This window comes from Actinoplanes sp. NPDC024001, from assembly GCF_040638955.1.
Lineage (GTDB): Bacteria > Actinomycetota > Actinomycetes > Mycobacteriales > Micromonosporaceae > Actinoplanes.
In genome coordinates, this window is record NZ_JBEZZB010000233.1 from 1 (window position 1) to 12,408 (window position 12,408).

The 12,408-nt window shown below is 71.2% G+C and carries 13 protein-coding genes; 12 read left to right on the forward strand and 1 reads right to left on the reverse strand.

Annotated elements, in window-relative coordinates:
• From AB0F81_RS46995 to AB0F81_RS47005, 3 genes are all read left to right on the forward strand, one after another.
• On the forward strand, window positions 1–1,514 hold a 1,514-nt coding region (locus tag AB0F81_RS46995; RefSeq protein WP_360210192.1), incomplete at its 5' end, for a DAK2 domain-containing protein.
• Complete coding sequence (gene recG / locus AB0F81_RS47000; RefSeq protein WP_360210194.1) at window positions 1,511–3,694, forward strand: ATP-dependent DNA helicase RecG; 2,184 nt, start codon at window positions 1,511–1,513, stop codon at window positions 3,692–3,694. The genes AB0F81_RS46995 and recG, both read left to right, overlap by 4 nt.
• A 2-nt stretch (window positions 3,695–3,696) precedes the next feature.
• Complete coding sequence (locus tag AB0F81_RS47005) at window positions 3,697–4,047, forward strand: DUF952 domain-containing protein (RefSeq protein ID WP_360210196.1); 351 nt, start codon at window positions 3,697–3,699, stop codon at window positions 4,045–4,047.
• Between the two features lie 39 nt (window positions 4,048–4,086).
• Here AB0F81_RS47005 and AB0F81_RS47010 read toward each other — a convergent pair whose 3' ends face one another.
• Window positions 4,087–5,046, reverse strand: a complete 960-nt coding sequence (locus AB0F81_RS47010) for a hypothetical protein (protein ID WP_360210198.1) — start codon at window positions 5,044–5,046, stop codon at window positions 4,087–4,089.
• A 312-nt stretch (window positions 5,047–5,358) separates the two neighbouring features.
• Between AB0F81_RS47010 and rsmD the strand changes: the two genes are divergently transcribed.
• The 9 genes from rsmD to mutM all read left to right on the forward strand — a co-directional run bounded on the left by rsmD (window position 5,359) and on the right by mutM (window position 11,672).
• On the forward strand, window positions 5,359–5,922 hold the full coding sequence (gene rsmD, locus AB0F81_RS47015; RefSeq protein WP_360210200.1) for a 16S rRNA (guanine(966)-N(2))-methyltransferase RsmD: 564 nt from the start codon (window positions 5,359–5,361) through the stop codon (window positions 5,920–5,922).
• Complete coding sequence (gene coaD / locus AB0F81_RS47020; RefSeq protein WP_360210202.1) at window positions 5,919–6,398, forward strand: pantetheine-phosphate adenylyltransferase; 480 nt, start codon at window positions 5,919–5,921, stop codon at window positions 6,396–6,398. The genes rsmD and coaD overlap by 4 nt, the downstream gene beginning before the upstream one ends.
• Before the next feature lie 110 nt (window positions 6,399–6,508).
• The gene (locus AB0F81_RS47025) at window positions 6,509–7,006 is read left to right on the forward strand and encodes a hypothetical protein (protein WP_360210204.1); all 498 of its coding nucleotides are present in this window, start codon (window positions 6,509–6,511) and stop codon (window positions 7,004–7,006) included.
• Window positions 7,007–7,122: 116 nt separating this feature from the next.
• Window positions 7,123–7,686, forward strand: coding sequence for a DUF177 domain-containing protein (locus AB0F81_RS47030; protein ID WP_360210206.1), 564 nt, complete (start codon window positions 7,123–7,125; stop codon window positions 7,684–7,686).
• Window positions 7,687–7,691: 5 nt separating this feature from the next.
• Window positions 7,692–7,865, forward strand: a complete 174-nt coding sequence (rpmF, locus tag AB0F81_RS47035; protein WP_196413810.1) for a 50S ribosomal protein L32 — start codon at window positions 7,692–7,694, stop codon at window positions 7,863–7,865.
• Between the two features lie 21 nt (window positions 7,866–7,886).
• Window positions 7,887–8,855 (forward strand): phosphate acyltransferase PlsX, encoded by a 969-nt coding sequence (locus tag AB0F81_RS47040; protein WP_360210215.1) that lies wholly within the window; start codon window positions 7,887–7,889, stop codon window positions 8,853–8,855.
• Window positions 8,848–9,609 (forward strand): ribonuclease III, encoded by a 762-nt coding sequence (gene rnc, locus AB0F81_RS47045; protein ID WP_360210209.1) that lies wholly within the window; start codon window positions 8,848–8,850, stop codon window positions 9,607–9,609. Before AB0F81_RS47040 ends, rnc begins: the two co-directional genes overlap by 8 nt.
• Window positions 9,610–9,617: 8 nt before the next feature.
• Entirely contained in the window at window positions 9,618–10,811 is a 1,194-nt protein-coding gene (locus AB0F81_RS47050) for a hypothetical protein (protein ID WP_360210211.1), read from the forward strand.
• Window positions 10,812–10,820: 9 nt separating this feature from the next.
• On the forward strand, window positions 10,821–11,672 hold the full coding sequence (gene mutM, locus AB0F81_RS47055; protein ID WP_360210213.1) for a bifunctional DNA-formamidopyrimidine glycosylase/DNA-(apurinic or apyrimidinic site) lyase: 852 nt from the start codon (window positions 10,821–10,823) through the stop codon (window positions 11,670–11,672).
• Window positions 11,673–12,408 lie beyond the last annotated feature (736 nt).

Sequence of the window (12,408 nt, forward strand, 5' to 3'; positions counted from 1 at the left end):
TCGCCCGGCCGGTCGAGGGCACGGTCCTCTCGGTCGTCGCGGCCGCCGCCGAGGGCGCCGGCCGCATCAAATCCGACAACCTGGTCACCGTCGCCCGCGCCGCCGCGCGCGCCGCATCCGAGGCCCTTGACCGTACGCCGCAGCAGCTCCCCGTCCTCGCCCGCGCCGGAGTGGTCGACGCCGGCGGTCGAGGCCTCTGCCTGCTGCTGGACGCCCTGGTGCGCGCCGTCGCCGAAGACGACACCACCGCCCCGGCCGACCCGCACGACGCCGCCGCCGCCCGGCTGGGCGCACCCGCCGGTGAAGATGGCGACACCACCGACGCGCACGGCGCCGCTGTCGCCCGGTTGGGCGCATCCGCGGGCCGGCATGGCGACACGACCGGCTCGGCGGCCGCACTCGCCGGCCTGCATGGCGACGCCGCCGTCCAGTCAGGCGCATCCGCCGGCCAGCGCGGCGATTCTGACGCCCCGCCAGGACCGCATGGCGCCATTGATGACCCGGCAGGCAGCCGGATCGGCGCCAATGGCGACCGGCCCGCGGGCACGCCTGCCCGGACGGGCCCGCTGCCGGCCACTACGCACGGACCCGCCGGGGACCGCGGCGACGACGGATGCTCCGGATACGGGTTCGAGGTGCAGTATCTCCTCGACGCCACCCCGGAGACCGTCGGTGAGCTGCGCCGCACCCTGGACCGCCTGGGCGACTCGCTGGTCATCGTCGGCACCGGCGACGGCGACCCGCCCACCTGGAACGTGCACGTCCACGTCACCGACATCGGCCCCGCCATCGAGGCCGGGATCGCGGCCGGCCGGCCGTACCAGATCCGGGTCACCCAGCTGGAGGACCGCCGGCCCGGTGCCGACGTGCGGGCCGCCGTCGTGGTCGCCGCAGGCGACGGGCTGACCGCTCTTTTCGAGGCCGAGGGCGCCACGGTCGTCGACCGGAACCCGTCCACCGCCGAGCTGCTGGCCGCCATCCACGCGACCGGCGCCGACTGTGTGGTTCTGCTTCCCAACGACGCCAACACGCACGCGGTCGCCTCCTCCGCCGCGCGCGAGGCTGCCGCCGCCGGGGTGCAGGTCAGTGTCGTGCCGACCCGGTCGCCGGTGCAGGCCCTGGCGGCGCTCGCCGTGCGCGACCAGCAGCGGGCGTTCGCCGACGACGTGATCGCGATGGCCGAGGCGGCCGGCGCCTGCCGTTACGGGGAGGTCTGCACCGCCCAGCGGGACGCGCTCACCGTCGCCGGCCCGTGCCGCGCCGGTGACCTGCTCGGTCTGGTCGACGGCGAGGTCCACGTCATCGGCGTCGACCTGGCCGAGGTGAGTCACCGGCTGCTGGACCGGATGCTCGGCGGCGGCGGTGAGCTGGTCACCCTGGTGCTGGGCGCGGATGCCCCGGCCGAGTTGGAAACCGCCCTGCGCGGTCACGTGCACCGGTCCTGGCCGTTCATCGAGTTGCAGTGCTATGCCGGCGGCCAGCCCCGGTACCACCTCCTGGCAGGAGTCGAATGACCACGACCGACACTCCGCTGACCAAGGTGCTCGGCGCGAAGACCGCGAAGGCCCTCGCCACCCACCTCGACCTGCACACCGCCGGCGACCTGATCTATCACTTCCCGCGGCGTTACGACGAGCGCGGCGAGCACACCGACCTGCGCCGCCTGGAGGTGGACGAGCAGGTCACCGTGCTGGCCCAGGTGCAGCAGATCAACGTGAAGCCGATGCGGGCGCGCCGCGGCAACATGCTCGAGGTGACCATCGGCGACGGCACCGGCGCGACGCTGACCTGCACCTTCTTCAATCAGGCATGGCGGGAGCGGGAGCTGCGCAAGGGCGTCTGGGGGCTGTTCGCCGGCAAGGTCACCGAGTTCCGCGGCAAGCGGCAGCTGAACGGCCCGGCCTATCAGCTGCTCAGCGCCGACGCGACGCAGGACGACGCGGCCGCCGAGATCGAGGAGTTCGCCGGCGCGCTGATCCCGGTCTATCCGGCCGCGCAGGCCGTGCCGACCTGGGTGATCGCCAAGTGTGTGCGCACGCTGCTGGACACGTTCGAGCCACCGGCGGATCCACTGCCGGCCGAGACCCGGGCGAAACGGAACCTGGTCGGGATCGGCCCGGCGCTGCGGGAGATCCACCGGCCGAGTTCGGAGGAGGCTCTGTACCGGGCGAAGTACCGGTTGAAGTGGGACGAGGCTTTCGCCGTACAGCTGACGCTGGTGCAACGCCGGGCACGTGCGGCCGCGGCGCCCGGCACCGCCCGGCCGCGTGCGGAGGCCGGGTTGCTGGCGAAATTCGACGCCGGGCTGCCCTATGAGCTGACCGAAGGTCAGCGTGCGGTGGGTGAGGAGATCGCCGCGGATCTGGCGCGGCCGCACCCGATGCACCGGCTGCTGCAGGGTGAGGTCGGTTCCGGCAAGACGCTGGTGTCGGTCCGGGCGATGCTGCAGGTGGTGGACGCGGGCGGGCAGGCCGCCCTGCTCGCGCCGACCGAGGTGCTCGCCACCCAGCACTTCCGGGGGATCAGCGCGCAGCTGGGCGCGCTGGGCCGGGCCGGCGAGCTGGACGGTGATCCGGAGGGCACGCAGCTCACGCTGGTCACCGGCTCGCTCGGCGCGGCCGCGCGGCGGGCCGCGCTGGCCAAGGTCGCGGACGGCACCGCCGGCATCGTGGTGGGCACGCACGCTTTGCTGTACGAGGGTGTCGACTTCCGTGATCTCGGCCTGGTGGTGGTCGACGAGCAGCACCGGTTCGGGGTGGAGCAGCGGGACGCGCTGCGCGCCAAGGCGGCCCGGCCACCGCACGTGCTGGTGATGACCGCCACACCGATCCCGCGGACGGTGGCGATGACCGTCTACGGCGACCTGGAGACGTCTGTTCTGTCGCAGTTGCCGCGTGGCCGTTCGCCGATCGCCTCGCACGTGGTGCCCGCGCTGGAGAAGCCGGCCTACCTGGACCGGGCCTGGAAGCGGATCCGCGAGGAGGTCCGGGCCGGTCACCAGGCCTATGTGGTGTGCCCGCGGATCGGCGACGGCCCGGAGGACGAGGAGACCCCGCCCAAGGACGACGAGCCCGCCCGCCGACCACCCTTGGCGGTCACCGAGGTCCTGCCGCTGCTCCAGAACGAATATCTGACCGGTCTGCGCATCGACATGCTGCACGGCAAGATGCCGCCGGAGGAGAAGGACGCGGTGATGCGCCGCTTCGCCGCCGGCGACCTCGACGTGCTGGTGGCGACCACGGTGATCGAGGTCGGCGTGGACGTGCCCAATTCGACGGTGATGCTGATCCTGGACGCCGACCGGTTCGGGGTGTCCCAGTTGCACCAGTTGCGCGGCCGGGTGGGCCGGGGTTCGGCGCCGGGCATCTGCCTGCTGCACACCGAGTCGGTGGAGGGTTCGGCGGCGCGCGAGCGGCTGGACGCGGTGGCTTCCACGACCGACGGTTTCAAGCTGTCCGAGATCGACCTGGAGCAGCGCCGGGAGGGTGACGTGCTGGGCGCGTCGCAGTCCGGCCGGCATTCGCATCTGCGGCTGTTGTCGCTGCTCCGCGACGAGAAATTGATCAAGGAGGCGCGGGTGGAGGCGTCCGAGCTGATCGGCGACGACCCCGACCTGACTCGCTATCCGGCCCTGGCCGCTTCGGTGGCCGCGCTGGTCGACGAGGAACGAGCGGAATACTTGGAGAAGGGTTGATCATGCACATTTGCCCACGCGATGCGTGGGCCGAGGCGGTCGGGACCGGAGCGTACGAGGGGGACACGCTCGCCACCGAGGGTTTCATCCACTGTTCCCCGGCCGACTGGGTGCACAAGCCGGCGACGCTGCGGTTCCGTGGCCGGACCGACCTGCTGCTGCTGGAGATCGACGAGACCCGGGTCGGCGCACCGGTCGTCTGGGAGGACGGCAGCCCACCCGAGCCGGACGGCCGGCAGTTCCCGCACATCTACGGCCGGCTTCCGGTGGCGGCCGTGGTGGCCGTCCACGACTTCCCACCGAACCCGGACGGATCCTTCTCTCCCTGGGCGGGAACAGACCGGGCGCGCTGACCGTGTGGTCAGCGCGCCCGGGTGGACCGGATCCGTGGATCAGGCCTTGAAGCTCACCTTCCGGCGACGAGCCAGGAAGAACAGCAGGCCACCGGCGACCAGCAGGGCCGCGGCCCCACCGGCGACGCCACCCGCGGCGGCACCGGTGACGGGCAGGCCGCCACCCTCGCCCTCGTCACAGTCAGCCGGCTGCTCGTACGGCAGGTTCACCGTCTCCGAGAAGGTCTCGCCCTCGGCGGTGACCGAGATGGTGAGGTCGACGGAGAAGCCGTCGGTCGCGCTGAAGGTCGCGCTCTTCGTCTCGCCCGGAGCGATGGTGAGGTCGCGCACCTCGCCCTTGCTGGTCTCGAAGCGCAGGTCCAGCGGGAAGCCGTCGGCCGGGTTCTTGAAGCCGATGGTCATCGTGTCGCAGGTGATCTCGAACACCGCCTCGGGCTCACCGGGCACGTCGTCCGGCAGGCTCGGGGTCTCGCTCGGCGTCGGCGAGGCCGGCGCGCTGGCGCTCGTGCTGGTGCTCGGCTGCGGGGCCGGCGACGAGCTGCTCGGGTTCGGCTCCGGCGCCTTCTTCTCGCACTTGCCGTCGAAGTTCGCCGTGTTGGAGGCGTCGACCTCGTGCTTGTTGTCGAACAGCACCTTGACGTTCAGCCGGGCGAAGTTCTTGTCACCGGCGACGCGCTGCTGCGCCGTGATGTCCTTGTTGGTCGGGTGGGTGAACTCCTCGGTCACCTTGTACTCGGCCAGCTCGGTCTGCTCGACCGGGAAACCGATCTCCGACTTCACCTCGGTGAAGCGGAACTTCTCCACGCCCTCGGGGGCGTTGCCCTTGACCGTCCAGTCGACGACCCACTCGCCGGTGGCCTTGTCGCAGTACACCGACTTGCCGATGACGGCGTCGGTGGCGTACGCCGGCGAGGCGGCCACCGCGATACCGGCCAGGCCGATGACGGCGCCCGCGGCAACCGAGGCCGCGCGACGGAGCGGGGATTTAGACAGGTTCACGCCTACTCCTGTGAAAGGGGGTACGGAGGGGCGCGAGGAAGCAGCCGGCGGTCGCTGATGGACGGAAGCGATGCCTGCGACGACGCCTCCCCACGTCGTTCCGCGGGGACCGGGGGGTCGCCCGCAACGCTGCCCGACCCTAGCCAGTTCCCAAGGTCAAAGAAACGTCTCAGCGCCCGCTAAGGCTCTTGATACCAATCTGAGATCTTCGCTGTACCGAACGGAACGGTACCGTTGCGCGTCGTGCCCGTGACGAGGGAATTGTTCACGCGAACGTGGCTTCGCCCGGGTGGTGAAGTAGCGTCGGCGGTGATGACCAGGATTATCGCGGGTGCTCACGGTGGCCGGCGTCTGTCCGCACCGGCCGGTGCGCACACCCGGCCCACTTCGGATCGCGTGCGGGAAGCGTTCTTCAGCTCCCTGGAGACGATGACCGATCTGTCCGGTGCCCGGTTCGCCGACCTTTATGCCGGATCCGGCGCCGTCGGCCTGGAGGCGCTGTCCCGGGGCGCGTCGCACGCGCTTCTGGTCGAATCGGACGCCAAGGCGGCACGCGTCATCCGGGACAACATCGTGGCGCTGCGCGTCGGGCCGGCTACCCGGCTGATCACCGGCAAGGTGCTGCAGACCCTCGCCGACCCGCCCGCCGACGGCCCGTTCGACGTGGTCTTCGCCGACCCGCCGTACGCGCTGGGCGCCGACGAGATCGACACCGTCCAGGAGGAACTGGTGGCCAACGGCTGGCTGGCGCCGGACGCCGTGGTGATTTTCGAGCGATCCACCCGTTCCGGGCCGCTGAGCTGGGTGGACGGCCTTTCCGGCGAGCGAACCCGGCGTTACGGCGAGACCACACTTTGGTACGGTCGCCGATCATGAGACGAGCGGTGTGTCCTGGATCCTTCGACCCGGTCACCAACGGGCATCTCGACATCATCGGGCGGGCCAGCCGGCTGTTCGACGAGGTGATCATCGGGGTCCTCATCAACCAGTCGAAGGTCGGGCTGTTCACCATCGAGGAACGCCTGGAGATGCTGGGCGAGGCCACCGCCCAGTACGACAACGTGCGGGTCATGGCGTTCCACGGCCTGCTGGTCGACTTCTGCCGCGACCAGGGCGCGGCCGTGGTGGTCAAGGGCCTCCGCGCGGTCAGCGACTTCGACTACGAGTTGCAGATGGCGCAGATGAACATTGGGTTGTCCGGTGTGGAGACCCTCTTCATGCCGACCAACCCGCTCTACTCTTTCCTCTCGTCGAGCCTGGTCAAGGATGTCGTCAAGTGGGGCGGCGACGCGTCCGCGTACCTGCCTGACCCGGTGCTCGAACGCCTGATCGGCCGCCTGAAGCAGAACTGACCGCACCGGCGTGCCGGGAACGAGCGCGGCCGTTACGCAGTAACGTGATCGCACCACTCTGAGTGGGCGGGGCGGTTGGATGGGTTGGACGGGACAGGAGTGAGGCGCCGGTGGATCCGCTCGACGGCATCGACGAGATCATCGACCTCGTGCACGAAGCACGATCCGTGCCGATGTCGCGGACGAACGTGATGATCGACCGTGACCACATGATCGAGAGGCTCGAGGAGCTGCGGGCCGCCCTGCCATCGGAGTTGCGCAAGGCAGCAGCCGTGCTGGAGGAGCGCGACCGGATCATCGAAGCCGGCCGCCGCGAGGCGGACCGGATCGTCAGCGAGGGTGAGACCGAGCACGCCCGGCTCGTCTCGGTGAACGAGATCACGGTCTCCGCCGAGCACGAGGGCGCCCGGATCATCGCCGAGGCGCGGACCGAGGCGCAGCGCCTGCGCGAGGAGGTCGACGACTACGTCGACACCGCCCTGGCGAACTTCGAGCAGTTCCTGACCCGTGCGCTGGCCTCGATAGAGCGTGGGCGGGACAAGATGCACGCCCTGCGGGAGATCGGCACCTTCCAGGGTGAGGACGCGGAGCGGCCCCTGCCGTTCTGATGAGGCTTTCTTCCGTTTTAGGGGTGGTGGTCGGGGTGGTGGGAAGGGCGATTCGACGACGTCCGACAAGCTCAGGTAATGTTTTCCGTCGGCCCACCCAGGGCTGAGGAAGCATGATGCCGAAGTCACCGCAGAGTCACCTGGATCCCAGGCAGCCGCTGGTCGTCGACACGACGAAACTACCCCGGCAGCCTGGTGCGACGCGTGCCCTGAATCGGGTGGTGCCGGCACCGGCAGACCTCGGTCTGGAGCTGATCTCGGTTCCCGAGGGTTCCGACCTCGAGCTCGATCTGAGCCTGACGTCGGTCTCCGAGGGGGTTTATGTCAGCGGCACCGTGCGTGGCTCGCTCTCCGGCGAGTGCGGGCGCTGCCTGAACGAGATCGGCAAGTCGTTCGAGGTCTCCATCGCGGAGCTGTTCGCCTACGAGGACAGCACCACCGAGGAGACCACCGACGAGGACGAGGTCGGCCGGATGCAGGGCGACCTGTTCGACCTGGAGCCGGCCGTGCGGGACGCAGTGGTGCTGACCCTGCCGACCAACCCGCTCTGCCGACCGGACTGCCCAGGGCTGTGCCCCGACTGCGGGGTGCACTTCGACGACCTTCCGGCTGATCACAGCCACGAGGAAGTCGATCCCCGCTGGGCCGCTTTGCGCAATCTGTCAAACAACGAGGAGTAGGAACCGTGGCCGTCCCCAAGCGCAAGATGTCGCGCAGCAACACCCGCTCGCGCCGGGCGAACTGGAAGGCGACCGCGGTGATCACCGCGGCGTGCCCCCAGTGCAAGTCGCCGAAGCTGCCGCACGCCGCCTGCTCGGTCTGCGGCACCTACAACGGCCGTCAGGTCCTCGAGGTCTGACGTCCTCGCGTGACGCGCCCGATCACCGGGCGGGTTGTTCCTGAGCAGTGGCGTTCCAGCGGTGTCACGGTTCCCCGAGGGGAGCCGGGCACCGCGCGGATCGCCGTCGACCTCCTCGGCGGGGATGAAGCCCCCGACGTCGTGGTTGACGGCGCTCTGCGAGCCTGTCAGGCCGATCCGTCCCTGCATCTGACTCTCGTCGGCCCGGCTGCTGCCGCCGACGCGGTGCTGGCTGCCCTCGACCCGGCGGACCGGCACCGGATCAGCACCTCCGTGGCGCATGCCGGCACCGTCGGCGACGCCGTCCGGGCGGTCGCCGAGGGCCGCGCCGACGCCCTGGTCTCGGCCGGCGACACCGCCGCCACGGTTCTCTCCGCGGCTCGTGAACTGGGCCGCTGGCCGCACGTACGCCGTCCCGCACTCGCCGCCGTGCTGCCCACCGCGGCCGGCCGGCTGGTCCTGCTCGACGTCGGTTCGACGGTCGACCCCGATGTGGAGACGCTCGCCGTGCACGCGCGCCTCGGCGCCGCGTACGCCTCGGTCGTGCACCGCGTCGCCGAACCGCGCGTCGGCCTGCTGACCATCGGCACCGAGCCTGGCAAGGGCGACCGCCTGCGCCGCGCCCTGCCGCCCCGGCTCGCCGAACTGTCGCTGCCCGCCGGCGCCCGCTACACCGGCCTGGTGGAGGGCGGCGACGTCGTCACGGGCACCGCCGCTGACGTCGTGGTCACCGACGGTTTCACCGGCAACGTTCTGCTCAAGGGCCTGGAGACCGGGTACGCCCTGGCCGGCCCGCCCGCACCGGACACCGAACTACCGCCCCGGGCTGCCCTGCTGCTCGGGGTCGGCGGCACCGTCGTGGTCTGCCACGGCGCCGCCACCGGTCCTGATCTTGCCGCGGGTATCGGCTTCGCCGCCGACCTGCACCGCCGCGGCTCGGTCGCGGCCATCGCCGATCTGCTCAGGTACAGCGAGGTATCGCATGATTGACAAGCGCCGTCGTCCGTCCACCGCACCCCTCGAGGAGGCGTTCGGTGTGCCCTTCAAGCCGGAGTTGCTGGAACGGGCACTGACCCACCGGTCGTACGCCTACGAGAACGGTGGCCTGCCCACCAACGAGCGGCTGGAGTTCCTCGGCGACTCGGTGCTCGGCGTGGTGATCACCTCGGCGCTCTTCCACAACCACCCCGACCTGCCCGAGGGGCAGTTGGCGAAGCTGCGGGCCAGCGTGGTGAACATGCACGCGCTGGCGGACGTGGCCCGCGGCCTGGGCCCGCTCGGTCTGGGCCCGCACCTGCTGCTCGGCAAGGGCGAGGAGACGACCGGCGGCCGGGACAAGGCGAGCATCCTCGCCGACACCCTGGAGGCGCTGCTCGGCGCCATCTACCTGGAGCACGGCCTGGAGATCGCCGGCGAGGTGATCCACCGGCTGTTCGACCCGCTGATGGCCGAGTCGGCCGGCCGGGGCGCCGCGCTGGACTGGAAGACCAGCCTGCAGGAGCTGACCGCGGCGCTCGGCCTGGGCGTCCCGGACTACGAGATCGAGGACTCCGGTCCGGACCACGCGAAGACGTTCACCGCGTGGGTGGTGGTGGCCGGCGAGCGGTACGGCGGTTCCGAGGGCCGCAGCAAGAAGCAGGCCGAACAGCGGGCGGCCGCGGCGGCGTGGCGGACCCTCACCGAGCGGGCCGAGACCGAGACGGAGACCGTGGCGGCTGAAAGTCCGGCGCCGGACGTGTCATGATCCCGGCCGTGGACGGAGTGAAGGCTGTGGATGAGGTCGAGGCCGAGACCGGGCCCCGGGCGGGCAAGACCCGGCTCTGGGACGCCGCGGGCGGCGGCCAGGGCGTGCTCGTCGCGATCGGCATCCTGGCGCTGACCCGGGCCGGCCAGCTGCTGATGATCTGGTGGCTGGGTGGCGCGACCGCCGAGCCGCGCAGCATTCGTGAGCGGCTGCTGATCTGGGACGGCGGCTGGTTCCTGCGGGTCGCGATGGACGGTTACCCGCAGGGGTACACCTACGACGCGAACGGCACCCTGCAGGGCAGCGAGCTGGCCTTCTTCCCGGTCTACCCGATGCTGATCCGGGCCGGCGCCGCGCTCGGGATCGAGCCGTCCACGGCCGCGCTCGCGGTCGCCTGGCTCGCCTCGATCGGCGCCGCGATCGCGCTGCACCTGCTCGGCACCAGCCTGTACGGCAAACGCGCCGGCTGGGCCCTGGTCGCCATCTGCTGCTCCGCCCCGGCGTCCGTGGTGCTGTCCATGGCGTACTCGGAGAGCATCTACATCGCCCTGGTGGCCGGCATGCTGGTGGCCGCGCACCGCCGGGTGTGGTGGGCGGCCGGCCTGCTCGGCCTGGCGACCGCGCTGAGCCGCCCGACCGGCGCCGCCGCGGCGATCGCCCTCGCGGTGGCCGCGCTGCTGGCCGTCCGGGAGAGCCGCAAGCAGGCCTGGCGCCCGCTGACCGCGGCGGCCGTGGCCCTCGCCGGGGTGCCGCTCTTCCTGGGCTGGGTGGCCTGGCGGGTGGGTGAGCCGAGCGCCTGGTTCAAGATTCAGACCGCCGGCTGGGGCACGTCGTTCGACTTCGGCTCCAGCACTCTCGACTTCCTTCGTACGACGCTGCGCACCGGCGACGGCTGGATCCCGATGAGCGTCGCGTTGATCCTGCTGGTGGCGCTGGCCGCGGCCGGCGTCGCGCTGGCCCAGAAGCCGTGGCTGCCGCTCGCGGTCTACGGCGTGATCGCGATGATCCTGGTGTACGGCCAGGCCGGCTTCTACCACTCCAAGCCACGGTTGCTGCTGCCCGTACTGTTGACGCTGCTGCCGGCCGTCGTGGCCGCTTCCCGCGCCCGCCCCCGGGTCGCGGTCCTGTCGATCGTCGCGTGGGCGCTGTTCGGTCTCTGGTACGGCGCCTACCTGGTAACCGTCTGGCCGTTCACGCTGTAAAGGACCCCCGTGCCCGAGCTTCCCGAGGTCGAAACCGTCCGTCAGGGCCTGGCCAAATGGGTGGCCGGCCGCACCATCGCCACCGTCGAGGTGCACCACCCCCGGGCGATCCGCCGGCACCTGCCGGGCGACGCCCACTTCGTCGCGATGCTGGCCGGCCGGACCGTTCTGGACGTCTCCCGCCGCGGCAAATACCTGTGGCTGCCGCTCGACTCCGGTGACGCGATCATCGGGCACCTGGGGATGAGCGGGCAGCTGCTGATGCAGCCCGGGGACGCGCCGGACGAGAAGCATCTGCGGGTCCGGTTCACCTTCACCGACGGCGGGCCGCAGCTGCGTTTCGTCGACCAGCGCACCTTCGGCGGGCTGTCGGTCTCCGAGGGCGGCGCCGAGCTGCCCGACGAGATCTCGCACATCGCCCGCGACCCGATGGACCCGCTCTTCGACGACGAGGCGTTCGTGGCCCGGCTGCGCGGCCGGCACACCGAGATCAAGCGGGCCCTGCTGGACCAGACGCTGATCTCCGGCGTCGGCAACATCTATGCCGACGAGGCCCTGTGGCGCGCCAAGCTGCACGGTGCCCGCCCCACCGACCAGCTGACCCGCCCGGCCGTCAAGCGCCTGCTCGCACACGTCCGGGACGTGCTGGGCGAGGCCATCGTGGCGGGCGGAACCAGCTTCGACGAGCTCTACGTCGACGTGAACGGCGACAGCGGCTACTTCGACCGCTCCCTCAACGCCTACGGCCGCGAGGGCGAACCCTGCCACCGCTGCGGCGCCCTGATCCGGCGCGAGCAGTTCATGAACCGGTCGTCCTTCAGCTGCCCGCGCTGCCAGCCCCGCCCGCGCATCAAGATCTAGATCAACCCCCCGGCGTACGAGGGGCGCGCGGCCACGAGCCCACTCCCGCCCCCAACGCGCCCCACCCAGCCTTCCTCCTCCCACCCGCTCCTGCCTCAGCCCCCACCCCAGCCGACAGCCAGTGCCCCTCCCGCCCCCAATCGAGCACTCCCCGTCAGCCACCCGCCCCAGCCGACCGCCGGTGTCGCCCTCGGGCACCAAAGTGAGGGCTGGGTGTCAGCCAGGCCTCTTGGCTGACGGCAGGTGTCCTGCTCGCCCCCGCAGCGAGCGCTGCCCATCAGCCGTCTGGCCGGGCTGACGGCTGGTGTCGTGTTGGGGCGCTGAAAGCGGCGCTGGCGGTCAGCTGGGTGGTCCGGCTGACGCCTGGTGTCGTGTTGGGTCACTGGAGTGGGCGCTGTCCGCCAGCCGGGCCTCGTGGCTGACGGCTGGTGTTCCTTCTCGCGCCCCAGGGCGTGCGCTGGCGGTCAGCTGGGTGGTCCGGCTGACGGCTGGTGTCGTGTTGGGGCGCTGAAAGCGGCGCTGGCGGGCAGCTGGGTGGTCCGGCTGACGGCTGGTGTCGTGTTGGGGCGCTGAAAGCGGCGCTGGCGGTCAGCCGGGTGGTCCGGCTGACGGCTGGTGTTGTTTCCGGGTGGGGGAGTGGGGGTCACGTCCGCTGGCGTGGTGTAAGAGGCGGCCAGCGCTGATCCGTGTGTGTTGATCTTATGCGGCGATCGCGGTGGTCTCGATGATTTCGGTG